Source organism: Parolsenella catena, assembly GCF_003966955.1.
Classification (GTDB): domain Bacteria; phylum Actinomycetota; class Coriobacteriia; order Coriobacteriales; family Atopobiaceae; genus Parolsenella; species Parolsenella catena.
Genome location: NZ_AP019367.1, coordinates 177,425 through 194,177 on the forward strand (window position 1 = coordinate 177,425; position 16,753 = coordinate 194,177).

The window sequence follows — 16,753 nt, forward strand, 5'->3', positions numbered from 1 at the left end:
GCCATGGAGACCGCGGTCGGACTCATCACCACGAACTATTCCATCAAGCACCCCAGCGCGCTCACGAAGTCGCGCCCGGCGGCATCCGTGCCGTTCCTGGGCCGCTACCGCTTCGTCGACTTTGCGCTGTCGAACATGGTGAACGCCGGCATCAAGACGGTGGGCGTCATCATGCCGTTCAACTACCGCTCGATCGTCGACCACCTCTACACGGGCAAGGACTGGGGCCTGGACCGCAAGAAGGGCGGCCTGTTCCTCATGCCGGGCTCGGCGTTCGGCACGAGCCGCAAGGGCCCGCGCTTCCTGCTGCGCGACCTCATCGCCAACCGCGTGTTCCTCGAGAGGGACACGGCCACCAACGTCGTGGTCTCGGCGGCCAACATCATCTACAACTACGATTACGCGGAGCTCATCCGCGCCCACAACGAGAGCGGTGCCGACATCACGCTGCTCACGAAGACGTACCGCTGCGAGGCCGAGGACGTCTCGAGCGTCTACACGGAGGACGGGCGCGTCCGGGGCTTCACGTATGGCACGCGCTTTGGCGACGAGGGCTTCCTCGACTGCTTCGTCGTGCGCCGCGAGAAGCTCCTCGAGCTCATCGACCGCTACAGCAACGTGGACTACCTCGACCTGTTCGAGGCGCTGCAGGCGGACCTGCCGCAGCTCGACATCCGCGCGCACCGCGTCGACATCTACACGGGCACCGTCTTCGACGCCCGCATGTACTACAAGCGCAGCCGCGAGATGCTCGACCCCGCCGTCATCGACCAGCTGTTCCCGCCCGAGCGCACCATCATGACGAAGGCCCACGACAACCCGCCTGCCAAGTACGAGGCCGGCTCGCGCGTCACGAACTCCATCGTCTCGGGCGGCTGCCACATCATGGGCACCGTCGCAGACTCGATCCTCTCGCGCAACGTCGTCGTGGAGCCCGGCGCCACGGTGCGCGGCTGCGTCATCATGACCGGCTGCGTCATCGGCCGCGGCGCGCGCGTGGAGAACGCCATCATCGACCGCGACAACGTCGTCTCCGCCGGCACCGAGCTGCGCGGCACGCCCGACAACGTGCTCGTGAAGGAGAAGGGAAGTGAGCGCGAGTGAGCGGCAGGATCCGCCGCAAGCTTCGCGTCCTGTACTGCGCCGCCGAGGCCGCCCCGTTCGTGAAGACGGGCGGCCTGGGCGACGTCGCGGGGTCCCTCCCGCACGAGCTGAAGCGCTGCGGCTGCAAGGTGGCCGTCATGCTGCCCAAGTACAAGAGGATCAAGCCCGAGTACCGCGACGCCATGCGCCACGTGGGCGACTTCTACATGAACCTGGGCTGGCGCAACGTCTGGTGTGGCATCGACCACCTGAGCTACCACAACATCGACTACTACTTCGTGGACAACGAGGACTACTTCGGGCGCGACAGCATCTACGGCGACTTCGACGACGGCGAGCGCTTCGCGTTCTTCTCGAAGGCCATCACGGAGGCCATCGGGCGCATCCCCGAGCTCGCGGGCATCGATGTGCTTCACTGCAACGATTGGCAGACGGCGCTGGCCTGCGTGTTCCTGCGCGAGTTCTACCGCGGCCTTCCGGGCTATGACAACGTCAAGACCGTCTTCTCGATCCACAACGTCAAGTTCCAGGGCCAGTACGGAGACGACGTGCTGAGCGACATCTGCGGCCTTGCCGACACCCCGGCGGCCGGCCAGATGTACGTGGGTCCCAAGACGATCAACTTCATGAAGGGCGCGCTTCTCTACGCCGACACGATAACCACGGTGAGCCCGACGTATGCCGAGGAGCTCCAGATGCCCTTCTACGGCGAGGGGCTCCAGGACATATTCCAGGAGCGCTCCTGGAAGCTCCATGGCATCCTGAACGGCATCGACACGCAGGAGTACGACCCGCGCATGGACCGTGGCATCGCCGCAACGTTCTCGGTCGACGACCGCTCGGGCAAGGCGGCGTGCAAGGCGGCGCTGCAGGAGGAGCTCGGCCTGGCCGTTGACCCCACGCGCCCGCTTGCCGTCATGGTGAGCCGCCTCACGAAGCAGAAGGGCTGCGACCTGGTGCAGTATGCGCTGGGCCGGCTGCTCGACCGCTCCGTTCAGGTTGCCGTCCTTGGCACGGGCGACGCCCAGTACGAGGACTCGCTGCGCTACTTCGACTGGAAGTACAAGGGGCAGATGTGCGCGCGCATCGACTTTGACTCCGCGCTCTCGCACCGCATGTACGCCGGCGCGGACCTGTTCCTCATGCCAAGCCAGTTCGAGCCGTGCGGCCTGTCCCAGATGATCGCCATGCGCTACGGCACGCTTCCCGTGGTGCGCGAGACGGGCGGCCTCAAGGACTCCGTGCAGCCGTACAACAAGTTCACGGGGGAGGGCACGGGCTTCTCGTTCGCCAACTTCAACGGCGACGAGTTCGCAGACACCGTGCTCGATGCCTGTGAGGTATTCTGGACGAACAAGGATGCCTGGGACGGCCTCGTGGGCAATGCCATGAAGGCCGACTTTGGCTGGCGCAGGGCCGCCAACCAGTACCTGGATGTCTACCATGACCTCCATCCCGAGGTGATTCCGTACAACAAGAAACGGAGCCGATAGCGCCAGCCGCCGCGTGCGGCCGGTGCCTTCGGCCGTAGGCGAGCAGGGATGAGACAGCATGTGGGCCTATCACGACAGCCGTGACCCCCTCTATAGGAATCCGTTCGGTGCCGCCCCCGTGGGCGGCACCGTCGTGCTTCGGCTCGACGTGGGTGGCGACGCGGGGGCGAGCGCCACGCTGCGCACGTGGATCGACGGCGTGGGCGAGGGCTTTGCGCCCATGGAGCCCGAGCGCCTCGGGGACCGCACGCGGTTCTCGTGCTCGTACGAGTGCGGCCGAGCCGCGATCCTGTGGTACTCGTTTCTCATCGAGCGCTCGGACGGGCGCGTGGTCCACTACGGCGCGCGCGAGGGCCGCACGGGCGGCGAGGGCGCGCTCAGCGAGTGGCAGCCGGCGTCGTTCCAGCTCACGATCTATGAGCCGCGCGAGGTGAAGCCCACATGGTTCACCTCGGGCATCGTCTACCAGGTGTTCCCCGATCGCTATCGCCGGGGCGCCGACTGGCGCGAGCTTGCCGAGGCGGCGGGCGGCCTGCACTGCAACGACTCCGAGGACGGTCTGCCCGGCACGCGCCGCCGCGTCGTGGAGCGGTGGGACACCGAGCCCGCCTACGAGAGGGACGCCGCCGGCCGCGTCACCACGTGGGACTTCTATGGCGGCACCCTCTTCGGCATCCGCGACGACCTCGCGCGCCTGTCCGACATGGGCATCACGACGCTCTACCTCAACCCCATCTTCGAGGCGCGCAGCAGCCACCGCTACGACACGGCGGACTTCCTTTCCGTCGACGCCATGCTCGGTGACGAGCGGGGCTTCCGCATGCTGTGCGACGAGGCCTCCAAGCTGGGCATCTCCATCGTGCTCGACGGCGTGTTCAACCACGTGGGCGCAGACAGCCGCTACTTCAACCGCTACGGCACCTATGGGCAGCCCGGCGCCTGGCAGGCCCACGAGCAGGGCTCGGACTCTCCCTATGCCGATTGGTTTGGCTGGCACGAGGACGGCACGTACGAGTGCTGGTGGGGCGTGGACGACCTGCCTGCCGTGAACGAGGAGAACCCTGGCTATCGCAAGCTCATCACGGGCGAGGACGGCGTCGTGCGCCACTGGCTTGCCGCCGGCGCGCGCGGTTGGCGCCTTGACGCGGCAGACGAGCTGCCCGACGAGTTCATCGAGCAGATTCGCGCGGCCGCCACGGCCGAGCGTCCGGACGCGCTCGTGCTCGGCGAGGTCTGGGAGGATGCCTCCAACAAGGTGAGCTACGGCAAGCTGCGTCGCTACCTCCTGGGCCGCGAGCTCGACAGCGCCATGAACTACCCGTTCCGCGATGCTGCGCTCGGGTTTCTCCTCGGGCACGTGAGCGCCGGGGCAGCTGCCGAGAGCCTCGTCTCCATCTCCGAGAACTACCCGCCCGAGGCGCAGGCCGCGGCGCTCAACCTGCTCTCGAGCCACGACCGCCCACGCCTCATGAGTGTGCTGGGCGGCGCACTCGACCATCCCGACTGGCAGCCCTGGCCCGACGGCGTGCCCGGGCGCCTCACGGACGGTGAGCGCGGCCTTGCGAAGGGGCGCTTCTGGCTCGCCGTTCTCATGCAGATGACCTACCTCGGCGTCCCAAGCGTCTACTACGGGGACGAGCTGGGCATGGAGGGCCTGTCCGACCCCTACAACCGCGGGCCCTTCCCGTGGGCGAGCGGCGACGGCGGCCAGCATGGGGAGGCCGTGGGGCATGTGGTGGCCGGTGACGCCGACTGCCAGACGATGTATCGCAATGTCATCCAGCTGCGCCAGTCGCTGCCCGTGCTCACGAGCGGGAGCGCCCACGCGTTTGCTCCGTGCGACGACGTGCTCGGCTGGTGGCGCCTGCCTGCCGAGGGCTCCGGTGCGAGCGCGTGCGTGCTTGTGAACCGCAGCCTCTCGGAGTGGCGCGACGTCTCCATCGAGGATCGTGGCATGCGTGCGAGCGAGCTCATCGGCGCCGCCGAGCTGCGGCGCGGGGGCGGGCGCGTGTCGCTTGCGCTGGCGCCCCTCGGCAGCGCCGTGGTGCTGTTCGATGACGGCGAGGGCCTGGCTCGCCCGCTCGAGGGTGGCAGCGGCGTCGTGTGCCACATCACGAGCGTCCCCAATGGCGGCCGGCCGGGCACGCTCGGCGCCCCGGCCCGCGCGTTCGTCGACTGGCTTGAGCGCACGCACCAGCGCTACTGGCAGATCCTGCCCGTTAACCCCACGGACGGCTTTGGCTCGCCGTACGCGGGCACCTCGGTGTTCGCGGGCAACGAGCGGCTGCTCGAGCTGGGTCCCGACGAGCTACGTGCCCGCATGGAGGCGTTCGAGCCGGATGCCGTCTACGAGGAGTTCATGCAGGCCAACGCCGAGTGGCTCGACTCCTATGCGTGCTTCGCGGCCATCTCCGAGCTCACGGGCACGGACGAGTGGCAGACGTGGCCGGCCGAGTGGCGCCGCTGGACGCCGGAGCTGCTCCGCGATCCCCGCCTGGCGGACGGCATTCGCTTCCATCGCTTTGCCCAGTGGGAGTTCGAGTGGGAGTGGATGGACCTACGCGCCTACGCCAACGCCCGTGGCATCCGCATCATCGGCGACATCCCCATGTACGTCGCGGCCTCCTCGGCAGACGTCTGGGCCGCCCCCGAGCAGTTCTGCGTCGACGCGGACGGCAGGCCCACGCTGCAGGCCGGAACGCCGCCCGACGCGTTTGCCAAGGACGGTCAGCTGTGGGGCAACCCGTGCTACCGCTGGGACGCCATGCGCGCCGACGGCTATGCCTGGTGGATGCGCCGCCTCGCGCGCACGTTCGCGCTGTATGACGTCACGCGCCTCGACCACTTCCTGGGCTTCCAGAACTACTACGGCGTGCCGTCCGGCTGCACGGCGCTCGAGGGCTCCTGGCATGCCGGCCCCGGCATCTCGCTGTTCCGCCGCGCGCACGAGCTTCTTGGCCAGCTGCCCATCATCGCCGAGGACCTGGGCTCGGTGACACCGGCCACGCGCTCCCTGCTCGCGCAGGTGGGCTGCTGCGGCATGGACGTCATGCAGTTTGCCGACAACGACGTGCGCGAGGGCTGGGCGCCCAGGCAGGACAAGGTGGCCTACACCTCCACGCACGACAACCAGACGCTCGTGGGCTGGTGCGGGCAGCGCTTTGGCCTCGAGCCGGATGCCGCGCGCGAGCTTGCCGGGCGCCTCATGCGCACGGCCTTTGGCAGCGGCGCCGGTGTCGTCATGTGCACGCTGCAGGACGCGGCGCTCCTCGGTGACGAGGCGCGCATGAACGTGCCGGGTGTCGCGGAGGGCAACTGGACCTGGCAGGCCTCGGAGGCAGACCTCGCCGCGGGCGAGGAGCTCCTCGGCGAGCTTGCGCGCTCAACGAATCGCGAGGTGAGGTAGCGTGCTCATCAATCGAGTCTCCCGTCAGCTGCTCGGCGCCCCCGAGCTGCTTCCGGCTCTCTCAGAGCTGCGCGCCGGCAACGACGCCACGGTGGCCGTCTCCCAGAGTGCCCGCACGCTCGTGCTCGCGAGCGTCTGGGCGCAAGACCCGCGGCCGTGCCTGTTCGTCGTCTCGGGCGAGGAGGCCGCCGAGCGAGCGGCCCACGCGCTCGAGGCGTGGCTCGGCAAGGACGTGGTGCTTCGCTATCCCGAGCGCCGCGACCTGCCGTGGAAGAGCGACGCGCCGGACGACGCCGTCATCGGCGCCCGTACCGAGGCCATCGGAAGGCTCGCGACCGGTGACGCGTGCGTCGTCGTGGCGAGCGCCCGCTCGCTGCTGCGCCGCGTGCCGCCCGTGGGCTCGGGCTACTGGGCGAGCTCGACGTTTGCCGTGGGCGACGAGGTGCCCTTCGAGGACGTGGGTCCCCTGCTCGTGGGCCTGGGATATGCGGACCCGGGCGAGGTCGACGGGCCGGGCACCTTCCACATCCACGGCGACGCCGTCGACGTCTTCCCGGCCCAGGCCGCCACGCCCGTGCGCATCGAGTTCTTTGGCGACGAGATCGACCGCGTGAGGCGCATGGTGGCCTCCACGGGCCAGACGATCGGCGACCTGGAGAGCGTCACGGTGCGCCCGTGCCGCGAGCTCGCCCTCACGGACGAGACGGTTGCCCATGCCCGCAAGGCCCTGTGGACGGCCGCCCAGAACGACACGAAGCTCGCTGCCGACCTCGAGCTCATCGAGGCACGCAGCTCCGAGCCGGCGCTCGAGCGCTACCTGCCCGCGCTCTACGGCAAGACGGCGAGCCCGCTCGAGCACGTCTGCGCCGATGCCCTCATGTGCTTTGCCGAGCCCCGTGCCCTGTTCGACGACTGCGTGCGTGGCTCAGACGAGGCCGAGCAGCTCGCGCGCAACGCCGGCGTGAGCACGAAGGGCCTGTTCACGGCCCCGCGCGACATGGACTTCGGCAGCCAGCAGCGCCTGTCGTTCGCGAGCATGCTGCGCGTGGGCACGCAGGTCACCTCCGAGCTGCCCATTCGCCAACCGGGCATCTCCGGCAGCGACACGAGGCTTCTCGGCCGCGTCCGCCAGCTCGTGGGCGACGGCTTCTCCGTGCTGTTCGCCGTGCCGGACCGCTCTGCGCGCGAGCACCTCGAGCTCAACTTTGGCGACGAGCACATCATGTTCGGCGAGTCCCTCGCGAGCGCCGCCGAGAACCGCGTGCCGCTTGCAGACCCCAAGGCCAACGAGCCCGCCTGCGCGCCGGCGCTGCCGCGCGGCCAGGTGACGTTCATCGACGCCGCCGTGCCCGCCGGCATCGTGGCGCCCACGGCCAAGCTCGCCGTTCTGTCCGTGGGCGACCTCTCCGCCCGCATGGCCAAGCACCGCTCGCGCCGCCGCGTCGACCCCACGTCCATAACGTTTCCGTTCAAGCCGGGCGACTACGTCGTCCACGCCACGCACGGCATCGCGCTGTTCGCCGACATCGTGCGCCAGGAGGTGGGCGGTCGCGAGCGCGACTACTTCCTTCTCGAGTATGCCGGCGGCGACAAGCTCTTCGTGCCGCTCGAGCAGGTGGACCGCATCACGCGCTACGTTGGCCCGGACGGCTCGAGCCCGCGCCTCACGCGCCTGAACACGGCGGACTGGTCCCGCGCAACGAACAAGGCCCGCAAGAACGCCAAGCGCCTCGCCTTTGACCTCGTGGACCTGTACACGCGTCGTGCGAGCGTCCAGGGGCATGCCTTCGAGCCGGACACCCCCGAGCAGGAGGAGATGGAGGCGTCCTTCCCCTACGCGCTCACGGCAGACCAGCGCACCGCCGTCAACGACATCAAGGCCGACATGGAGACGGCCAGGCCCATGGACCGCCTGCTGTGCGGAGACGTGGGCTTCGGCAAGACCGAGGTTGCCCTTCGTGCCGCGTTCAAGTGCGTGGCCGAGGGCCGCCAGGTCATGGTGCTGTGCCCCACCACGATCCTCGCCCAGCAGCACTTCGAGACGTTCTTCAACCGCTTTGCCCCGTTCGACTTCGAGGTGGAGGTGCTCAGCCGCTTCCGCACGGCAAAGCAGCAGCGCCTGGCGCTCGAGGGCTTCGCGAGCGGCAAGGTGAGCGTGCTCGTGGGCACGCATCGCCTGCTGTCGAGCGACGTCAACCCGCATGACCTGGGCCTCGTCATCGTGGACGAGGAGCAGCGCTTCGGCGTGCAGCACAAGGAGCAGCTCAAGAACATGCGCGAGCAGGTCGACGTGCTCACGCTCTCCGCCACGCCCATCCCACGCACCATGCAGATGGCCATGAGCGGCGTGCGCGACATGAGTCTCATCATGACGCCCCCGCCGGGCCGCCTGCCCGTGAAGGTCACGGTGGGGGAGTACGACCCGGACGTTGTCTCGGCCGCCATCCGCACCGAGCTCGCGCGCAAGGGCCAGGTCTACTACGTGAGCAACCGCGTCAAGACGATCGACGAGGCCGAGGCACGCGTGCTCGAGGCCGCGCCCGAGGCCCGCGTGGGCGTGGCCCACGGCAAGATGAGCGCCAAGCAGGTCGAGGACATGATGATGAAGTTCCAGCGCGGCGACATCGACGTGCTCGTGGCCACGACCATCATCGAGAGCGGCATCGACAACCCGCACACGAACACGCTCATCATCGAGGACTCCCAGCGCCTGGGCCTGGCCCAGCTCTACCAGCTCAAGGGGCGCGTGGGCCGAGGCCGCACGCAGGCCTACGCCTACTTCATGTTCCCGGGCGAGCGCCCGCTCACGCCCGAGGCCACGGAGCGCCTCACGGCAATCAACGAGTTCCAGGAGCTCGGCAGCGGCATGCGCGTGGCCATGCGCGACCTCGAGATTCGCGGCGCCGGCTCGCTCATGGGCGCCGAGCAGCACGGAAACCTCTCGAGCGTGGGCTTTGACCTGTTTACCCAGATGCTCGGACAGGCCGTGGCCGAGGCCCGCGGCGATGCCGCCGATGACCTCGCGCAGAGCGAGGTCAACATCAACCTGCCGGCCGACTTCTATCTGGCCGAGGAGTACCTGCCCGAGGTGGACCGCCGCGTGCTCGTCTACCGAAAGCTCGCCTGCGCCATGGAGCTCGCCGAGGTCGATGCCCTGCAGCACGAGTGCGAGGAGAGCTTTGGCTCTCTGCCCCAGGCCGCGTGCAACCTGTTCGACCGCACGCGCATCCGCATCCGCGCGCAGCGCCTGGGCGTGTCGAGCGTCTCGATTGCGAGTGGCAGGATCATCTTCCAGGGGCTCAAGTGCTCGCGCGAGCTCACGCTCAAGCTCAAGGAGCAGCGAGCGCTCGTGTACCCCAAGACCGAGAAGGTCGCCTACCCGCTGCGCCGCGACGAGGCGGGTGCTGTGGCGCAAGCCCTCTCCGTCCTCGAGCTTGCCGGCGGAGACGACGACCCCGAGGAGTAGCGCGCCGCCGGACCGCTTCTCGCGCCGTTCCGCGCCGCCCTGCAAACTCCGCTTATGGGGACGTTTCCTCGCAAGCTCCGCCTCCCGGGATGTTGTGGGCCCATTTTGGGGCTGGCTCCATCCCCAGAGGCGGAGTTTGGCCAAGCCAAGGCTGTGTGCTGATTATGTACAGACATAATCAGCTGCGCTATGATTGCGGCGTCAACAAGCAAGGACCGCCAGCGCCTTCGCTGGCCGAGAGGAGCGAACATGGCAGACAACACCAACGCCGGTCCCATCGACGCCGCCGCGGCGGCAAAGGCGGCCTTCGCGTCCGTCGAGGGCAAGCCCTTCCCCAGCGACCTCTTCGAGGCCCCGCAGCTGCGCTGGGCCGTCATCGGCTGCGGCGGCATCGCCAACGAGATGGCGCAGTCGCTTGCGCTCGCCGGCCGCAAGTTCGTGGCCGTGCAGAACCGCACGCACGCCAAGGCCGTGGCGTTTGCCGAGCGCTGGGGCATCGAGCGCGTCTACGAGACCCCCGAGCAGCTCTATGCCGACCCAGACGTGGACGCCATCTACATCTCCACGCCGCACAACACCCACATCGGCTTCATGCGCGGGGCGCTCGCCGCGGGCAAGCACGTGCTGTGCGAGAAGTCCATCACCCTCAACTCCGAGGAGCTCGACGAGGCCATCAAGCTTGCCGACGAGCACCACGTCGAGCTCGTTGACGCCACGACGATCCTGCACATGCCCCTCTATCGCGGCATCATCGCACGCGCCATGGCGGGCGACTTCGGCAAGCTCAACCTCGCCACGCTCAACTTTGGCAGCTACAAGCCCTATGACCCCGAGAACCACTTCTTCAGTCGCAACCGCGCCGGTGGCGCCATGCTCGAGATCGGCGTCTATCCCGTGACGCTCGCCCGCCTGTTCATGGTGAGCCAGCCCGTGGACGTCATCTCCATCTGCAACGCCTGCGAGACGGGCGTTGACGTCACGAGCGGCATCGTCATGCGCAACGCCGAGATGCAGATGGCCACCATCACGATGTCGCTGCACTCCAAGCAGCCCAAGCGCGCCATGCTGAGCTTCGAGGACTGCTACATCGAGATCATGAACTACCCGCGAGCGGACCATGCCACCATCACGTGGACGGCCGACAACCGCCGCGAGGAGGTCCACCTGGGCGAGGAGGCCTACGCGCTGTGCTATGAGGTCGCCGACCTCGAGCGAGCCGTCGCCGGTGATGAGATCGAGCACTCGATGCTTGCCTATACGGTGGACAACATGCAGATCATGACGCAGCTTCGCCGCCAGTGGGGCGTGACCTACCCCGAGGAGGAGGGCCTCGCATAGGGCATCGCCCTCGGGGCGCTGGGGCGGGCCTGCTCGCCCCCCCCCATTCGTCCCATTCACATACGCTCACGGTCGGGCCGGCGCGATTATGCGTCGGCCCGATTTGCGTAAGCGTTGCGTCGGGCGCCCCAGCGTGCCCGTGCGGCGGGGTACACTTGCCGGGAAACCCAATGAGAGGAAGGCAGCATGACCGCAGCAAACATCGTGCCGTTCATTCGCGGGGCCCACCACCTCGTCTATCGCCCCGATGGGCTCGTGCGCCCGTCTCGCATGTCAAACAAGCAGATGGACGCGGCGAGCGCGGCAGGGCGCGAGCGCGCCGCCAGCTATACGGCAGGCGTCACCATCAGCCTCGTGACGACGGGTGACGAGGTCTCGTTTGACCTGTCCGTCGTGGCCCCCATCCACTACGAGAGCGCCTCGGTGACCGAGACGATCGAGCTCGCCCGCGCCCGGGGAGACGAGCGCGCGGCCGAGGAGGGCCTCGTCGACGGCGTGGACCTCTACGTCGACGGCGCCTACGTCATGACGGCGCCCGCCACCGACGGCGTCGTGACGCTTGCGTTCGACAACCCCAACCACGCGCCCGCAAACGTCACGGTCTACCTGCCCTGCCTCATGTCCGTCGCCGTGGGCAACCTCTCCACGAACGGCAGCCTCGAGCAGGCGCCGACGCGCGGCTACCTGCTCGCGCTGGGAGACTCCATCACGCAGGGATACGTCGTGGGGACGCCCGGCAGCTCCTGGCCGGCGCAGGTCTCGCGCGCGCTTGGCCTCGACCTCGTGAACCAGGCGATCGCAGGCCACCACTTTGATGTCCATACGCTTCGTGGCATGAAACTGCTGCGTGAGAACCCGCCGGCCGTCATCGTCGTTGCCTACGGGACGAACGACTGGGCTCACACCGACAGCGCCGAGGACCTCGTCGAGAACATGAGCCGCTACCTCGCCAAGCTCGCGGATCGCTTCTGCGACACGCCCATCTACGTCCTGAGTCCCGTGTGGCGCGCCGACATCGACGAGCCGAGACCGCACGGTCGTGATCTCGCGTGGGTCGGCAGCGTCCTGTGCGACGAGTGCGCCCGCCTCGACCTCAACTATGTGGACGGAACGTCGCTCGTCCCCGCGGACCGCGCGCTGTACGCGGACGGCCGCCTGCACCCCGACGCGGCCGGGGCCACCCACATGGCGGCGGGGGTCATCGAGCGCCTGCAGCACGACGGCATCACCGAGCTTCTCGGCGGACGCCATGACGAGCCCCGTGCCCGCGCGGACGCCCAGACGCTGCTTCGCGCCGGGGCCCCTCGTCGGCAGCGCGAGCTCGAGCAGGCCGTGCGCACCATCTGGCGCCTCCGCCAGCCGGACGGCTGCCCCTGGGACAAGGTGCAGACGCACGAGAGCATCAAGAAGAACATGATCGAGGAGGCCTACGAGGCCGTCGACGCCATAGAGGCCGGCGACGCGGCGCACCTGCGCGAGGAGCTCGGGGACGTGCTCATGCAGGTGCTGCTCCATGCCCAGATCGCGGCCGACGCGGGCGAGTTCACGTTCGCCGACATCTGCCGTGACCTTGACGAGAAGCTCGTCCGCCGCCACCCGCATGTCTTTGGCGCTGGCGTGGCCGCACGTAACGCCGACGAGGTCCTCGACATCTGGAGCCGCGTGAAGCTCGAGGAACGTCGTGACGCTGCGGAGGCCGAGGTGGCGCCCGCGGGCCTTCTCGACTCCGTGCCCCGTGCCCTGCCCTCCCTCATGCAGGCGCAGAAGATCTCCAAGAAGGCCGCTGCCTGCGGCTTTGACTGGGACACGACGGCAGACGTCTGGGACAAGGTGGACGAGGAGCGGCGCGAGTTCTCGGCCGAGGAGCGTGGCAGCGCCGCCGCGCTCGACGAGTTTGGCGACGTGCTGTTCTCGGCCGTCAACGTGGCGCGCAAGGAGGGCATCGACGCCGAGAGCGCGTTGCGCCACAGCTGCGAGAAGTTCCGCGTCCGCTGGGCCGCCATGGAGGCCGCGGCCGTGAGTCGCGGGCAGTCGCTCGAGGACCTCTCCCATGAGGAGCTTGAGGAGCTTTGGGCCCAGGCCAAGCGCGAGGGCTAAACTGATGGGGAAAGTCGCATGCGCGCCCGCTCGGCTCGTCCGGACGGGCGCGTGGCATGAGTTCACACGCAGCACAAACGAACCAGGAACGTCATGAGCGCATATTCTGAGTCAACGCGGGGCGCGCGTCCCCGCCATACGTCTGGGCAAGAGCCGCGGCCCGTCGCCCGTGGGTCTCGGGTAGCCGCCCGTCAGGCGCCCGAGCGAGGGGCCGCCCGAGGCTCCGCTCGATCTGTCACGGGCGCCGCCGCAAGGAGCGGGCGGCCCGCGCGCTCGTCTGCACGGGAGACGGCCGGCCGTGTCGGTCCGCGTGGGGCGGCTGGCGCGTCCAGGGTTGTCTCGTGGGCAGACGCGCACCGTCTTGCCTGTGTCGTCGTGGTGGTAGTCGTGGCGCTTATCGCCGCGCTCTACTCGCCCGTGAAGGCGCTCTATGGCGCGCACCGCACGAACGCGGTGCTTGCCGAGCGCCTTGACGCCGCAACGGCGAGCGCCACCCAGCTGCAGGGCGAGGTTGACTCGCTCATGACGCGCGAGGGCATTGAGGACGAGGCCCGCCGCCGTGGCTACGTGGGCGAGGGCGAGACGGCCGTCGAGGTCGGCGGCATCGAGGACTCCGGCAGCGCCACGACGGACGAGAGCGTCACGGGCGACTCCTCCCAGACGCAGGGCCAGGACGCGCAGGACCCCTGGTACGTCTCCGTCCTCGACTTCATCTTTGGCTATGACCCGTCGACGCAGGGGGTGGGCTAGATGACGCGCGTTGCCGTCATCGACATCGGAACCGTTACGGCACGCCTGGGCGTCAGCGACGTCGCGGGCGGGCGCGTGGAGCGCTGCGCCAAGACGTCGACCATCTGCAACCTGGGCGAGGGCGTGGCCGAGACGGGCCTCCTGTCGGCCGCCGCGTGCGAGCGCGTGCTTGCGTGCGTGAGGGACTATGTGGCCTCTGCGCGCGAGGCGGGCGCCAGGGCTGCCTGCTGCACGCTCACGAGCGCCGCCCGAGACGCCGCCAACGCCGACGAGCTGCTCGGTGGCCTTGTGGCGCTTGGCCTGGAGCCGCAGGTCATCCCCGGCGAGACGGAGGGCGCGCTGACGTTTCTTGGCGTGGCGCAGGACTTCCGCGGGCAACGCATCGTCGTTGCCGACAACGGTGGCGGCTCCACGGAGGTCGCGGTTGGCGCGCTGGGGAAGGGCGGCGTCTCCCTGGAGGCGGTGCGCTCGCTCAACGTGGGCTGCCGGCGCGTGACGGACCTGTTTCTCTCGCGCGAGGACCCTCCCAGCGCGGAGGCGCTGGAGCGGGCGAGGGCCTTCTGCCGCGAGCGCTTCTGTGAGGAGCTCCCGACCGGGGCCCGCGACGCCGTGGCGGGTGGCCGCCTCGTCTGCGTTGGCGGAACGGTGACGACGCTCGTTGCCATCGCCGCGGCGCTTGACCCGTACGACCCGAGCTTCGTGCACCTTCACGACCTGGGTCTCGATGAGGTCGATGAGCTCGCCGAGCGGCTCGCGGGGCTTCCGCTCGAACGTCGGCGCGAGGTCACGGGGCTTCAGCCCAAGCGTGCGGGCGTCATCGTGGCCGGCGCGCTGTGCGTGAGCGAGCTCATGCGCGCGTGCGGGGCCGATAAGCTCACCGTGAGCGAGAGCGACCTGCTGTTTGGCCTGTCGCTTGCCGCGAGCGCGGCCGCGTGTGGCGAGGCGGCTCCCGTGGCGTGGCGGCCGCGGCTCTCCGCGATGCGCTAAAGTTACGGGACATAACCGGGGGCGTGGCGGAATTGGCATACGCGGGGGTCTTAAAAACCCTTGCCGGAAGGCTTGTGGGTTCGAACCCCACCGCCCCTACCATCTGAGTGACGGACGCGGGCCCGCTGGGCTCGCGCTTTTTCTTGCCCCACATGGGTTCGAACCCGCACAAAAAAGGCCGTCCCGGAGGACGGCCAATCAGGTAATCGATAGATCGCTGCCATCTATGCGCAACAGCATGCCGCATCCCTTGCGCGGCTTGGTGCGTTCATGAGCGCGAGCAGCGTGCGCTCGGAGGTGGACGTGTCGCCGCCGGTGAGGAACGGAATCCCGTTGACGTAGGGAATGTCGAGCGTGCCGGGGATGAGCGTCACGGCGATGAGGAAGTCGTGGCTGTCTGCGAGCTCGGGGACGTCGGCCATCTTGCACTGGGTGACGTCGTAGCGGCCGGCGTAGCCGCGCTCGTCGAGCAGCTGGCAGACGCGCTCGCGCACCGCCGACGACGTGCAGATGCCTGTCCCGCAGGCCATGAGAATGTGCTTCATTGCCGTCCTTCTCAAAACGACAGATACCTGGCGACTCGTGGAGGTGTGATTGCGAGTTCGTTTATGGCGTGGCACGTGCGCTCAGGCGTAAATACAATTCGACAAGCGCGTACTTTAGCCGTTTCTCTCCCGTTTGTGTAGGGGTTTATTTGCGCGGGTCGCTGCCGTTCGCCGAATCGTATGGCGGTGGAGCGGGCGGCTCGCGGTCCTTATATGGCGAGAATAGGCGAATGATTAGCGAATCTTGCCAATAAACAGCAGGTAGGAGTAGGCGTACATCGCGATGCATCCCCCAAGGCAGACCACGCTGATCGCCGCTGCGGCAACACCATCCGAGATGTAGGGTCCCGCGAAGCCAAATGCCGCGACGGCTATGCCCATGAGCACGAAGCACTTGCCGCCAAAGCGCTGGGTGCGGCGCCAGTTCTCCGGGTCATTGAGCGCCCAAGGGGTCTTCACTCCCATGGTGTAGTTCTGGCCGATGCGGGGCATATAGTTGCCGATGCCAACGAGCAGCGCGCCAATCAGCACGGAGACGATGACGTTCGTGGAGCCCTTGGCTGCGATCACGCCCCAGATGGTAAGCTCGGGAAGCCAGCTGACGGCGATCATAAGCAGGGTAAAAACGACAACGAAGCGCTGGTAGAACTTCCCGGCGCGGGCATAGCCATTGCCCTTGGGATCGATGAGCGGAATCACGCAGAAGAGGACGAGCATCCCGAGGGGCAGCGCGCCCAAGGCGGTTGCCGTCCAGCTCGGCCCCCAGCCGTTGACCTCGCCGCCAGCGCCCCAGTGGGTGGGTATTTGTGCGGGCAAGCTTGGGAGCGCGATGAGGTGCGCGATGACGTTCGCGACGGAAAGCGCGGCGAGCGCGATGAGGCAGTTGCGTGAGATGAGGCCGTGGGTGCTGCCGTTGTTGGCGCTATTCATGAGAGTCCTCCTTGAAGCCAAGGAACCAGCCAATCAGGTCCTGCATGACGGTGGTGTTGAGGCTATAGACGATGTTCTGGCCGTGGCGCTCGTCTGTGACGAGGCCGGCAGCCTTGAGCGTTGCCAGGTGGTGGCTGAGTGTTGGCTTGCTGACGTCAAAGTTCCGGGCGAGCTCACCCGCCGTGAGGTCGCCCGACTTGAGTAGCTCGAGAATGCGTCTGCGCGTTGGGTCAGCGAGCGCCTTGAATCCCTCTCCTGCCATTACGCCTCCTTGGTAAGGTGTTCGTATTTCTCTCGGCAATTAGATAGTTAGACAAACAACTAACAACAGAGGAGTATACAGACGTCGTATGGGAAGTCAACGGGTGGGTTTTGCGTTTGCGGAGTGCGGCGTGACGTCTCGCATGTCTATGCGGCGCACCGCCCTGCAGCTCCATATGGCGCGCCGCCCTGCGGCTCCATGCGGCGCCGCGCGTAAAAAAGAAGCAGGCCAGAGGCTCGAATTCCTCTGACCTGCTGCAATGTCTGGTGCCCCCAGCGGGATTCGAACCCGCGGTATCCACCTTGAAAGGGTGGCGTCCTAGGCCGCTAGACGATGGGGACGTGCGAAGGTGAGTATATCAGAGCGCGGCGCCGC

11 protein-coding genes, 2 tRNA genes and 1 pseudogene are annotated in these 16,753 nt (G+C 68.0%); 10 read left to right on the forward strand and 4 right to left on the reverse strand.

The genetic code is table 11. The annotated features are described in order from the left end of the window. Positions 1 to 3 precede the first annotated feature (3 nt). The 10 genes and pseudogenes from glgD to Pcatena_RS00830 all read left to right on the forward strand — a co-directional run bounded on the left by glgD (position 4) and on the right by Pcatena_RS00830 (position 14,743). Positions 4 to 1,104 (forward strand): glucose-1-phosphate adenylyltransferase subunit GlgD, encoded by a 1,101-nt coding sequence (gene glgD, locus Pcatena_RS00785; protein ID WP_126420756.1) that lies wholly within the window; start codon positions 4 to 6, stop codon positions 1,102 to 1,104. Then, entirely contained in the window at positions 1,101 to 2,597 is a 1,497-nt protein-coding gene (gene glgA, locus Pcatena_RS00790; RefSeq protein ID WP_126420757.1) for a glycogen synthase GlgA, read from the forward strand. Before glgD ends, glgA begins: the two co-directional genes overlap by 4 nt. Before the next feature lie 58 nt (positions 2,598 to 2,655). Further along, positions 2,656 to 6,003, forward strand: coding sequence for a 4-alpha-glucanotransferase (locus Pcatena_RS00795; protein ID WP_126420759.1), 3,348 nt, complete (start codon positions 2,656 to 2,658; stop codon positions 6,001 to 6,003). 1 nt (position 6,004) lies between these two features. After that, entirely contained in the window at positions 6,005 to 9,469 is a 3,465-nt protein-coding gene (gene mfd, locus Pcatena_RS00800) for a transcription-repair coupling factor (protein ID WP_126420761.1), read from the forward strand. 249 nt (positions 9,470 to 9,718) lie between these two features. Further along, positions 9,719 to 10,807 carry a Gfo/Idh/MocA family protein gene (locus Pcatena_RS00805; RefSeq protein WP_126420763.1) on the forward strand — a complete coding sequence of 363 codons (1,089 nt, stop codon included), beginning with the start codon at positions 9,719 to 9,721 and terminating at the stop codon, positions 10,805 to 10,807. Positions 10,808 to 11,425: 618 nt separating this feature from the next. Further along, positions 11,426 to 11,989: pseudogene (locus Pcatena_RS08205) on the forward strand (SGNH/GDSL hydrolase family protein); the annotation flags it as partial. A gap of 3 nt (positions 11,990 to 11,992) precedes the next feature. After that, a complete protein-coding gene (mazG, locus tag Pcatena_RS08210; protein ID WP_408634303.1) occupies positions 11,993 to 12,904 on the forward strand; it encodes a nucleoside triphosphate pyrophosphohydrolase in 912 nt (303 codons plus the stop codon). 387 nt (positions 12,905 to 13,291) lie between these two features. Continuing rightward, entirely contained in the window at positions 13,292 to 13,654 is a 363-nt protein-coding gene (locus Pcatena_RS00820; protein ID WP_126420767.1) for a hypothetical protein, read from the forward strand. Continuing rightward, positions 13,655 to 14,641, forward strand: coding sequence for a Ppx/GppA phosphatase family protein (locus tag Pcatena_RS00825; RefSeq protein ID WP_126420769.1), 987 nt, complete (start codon positions 13,655 to 13,657; stop codon positions 14,639 to 14,641). Positions 14,642 to 14,658: 17 nt separating this feature from the next. Continuing rightward, positions 14,659 to 14,743: transfer RNA gene (locus Pcatena_RS00830), tRNA-Leu, on the forward strand. Between the two features lie 122 nt (positions 14,744 to 14,865). Here Pcatena_RS00830 and Pcatena_RS00835 read toward each other — a convergent pair. From Pcatena_RS00835 to Pcatena_RS00850, 4 genes are all read right to left on the reverse strand, one after another. Then, on the reverse strand, positions 14,866 to 15,186 hold the full coding sequence (locus tag Pcatena_RS00835) for a PTS sugar transporter subunit IIB (RefSeq protein WP_126420771.1): 321 nt from the start codon (positions 15,184 to 15,186) through the stop codon (positions 14,866 to 14,868). Positions 15,187 to 15,420: 234 nt separating this feature from the next. Then, positions 15,421 to 16,116 (reverse strand): SdpI family protein, encoded by a 696-nt coding sequence (locus Pcatena_RS00840; protein ID WP_126420773.1) that lies wholly within the window; start codon positions 16,114 to 16,116, stop codon positions 15,421 to 15,423. Next, positions 16,109 to 16,378 carry an autorepressor SdpR family transcription factor gene (locus Pcatena_RS00845; RefSeq protein ID WP_126420775.1) on the reverse strand — a complete coding sequence of 90 codons (270 nt, stop codon included), beginning with the start codon at positions 16,376 to 16,378 and terminating at the stop codon, positions 16,109 to 16,111. The genes Pcatena_RS00840 and Pcatena_RS00845 overlap by 8 nt, the downstream gene beginning before the upstream one ends. A gap of 264 nt (positions 16,379 to 16,642) precedes the next feature. Beyond that, a tRNA-Glu gene (locus Pcatena_RS00850) sits at positions 16,643 to 16,719 on the reverse strand. Between the last annotated feature and the right edge of the window lie 34 nt (positions 16,720 to 16,753).

What these genes read in the sequence shown, in the direction of transcription:
- glgD (WP_126420756.1), top strand. Translation starts at nt 4, where the DNA reads ATGGAGACCGCGGTCGGACTCATCACCACGAACTATTCCATCAAGCAC.
- Pcatena_RS00795 (WP_126420759.1), top strand. Translation starts at nt 2,656, where the DNA reads ATGTGGGCCTATCACGACAGCCGTGACCCCCTCTATAGGAATCCGTTC.
- Pcatena_RS00805 (WP_126420763.1), top strand. Translation starts at nt 9,719, where the DNA reads ATGGCAGACAACACCAACGCCGGTCCCATCGACGCCGCCGCGGCGGCA.
- mazG (WP_408634303.1), top strand. Translation starts at nt 11,993, where the DNA reads ATGGCGGCGGGGGTCATCGAGCGCCTGCAGCACGACGGCATCACCGAG.
- Pcatena_RS00825 (WP_126420769.1), top strand. Translation starts at nt 13,655, where the DNA reads ATGACGCGCGTTGCCGTCATCGACATCGGAACCGTTACGGCACGCCTG.
- Pcatena_RS00835 (WP_126420771.1), bottom strand. Translation starts at nt 15,186, where the DNA reads ATGAAGCACATTCTCATGGCCTGCGGGACAGGCATCTGCACGTCGTCG.
- Pcatena_RS00840 (WP_126420773.1), bottom strand. Translation starts at nt 16,116, where the DNA reads ATGAATAGCGCCAACAACGGCAGCACCCACGGCCTCATCTCACGCAAC.
- Pcatena_RS00845 (WP_126420775.1), bottom strand. Translation starts at nt 16,378, where the DNA reads ATGGCAGGAGAGGGATTCAAGGCGCTCGCTGACCCAACGCGCAGACGC.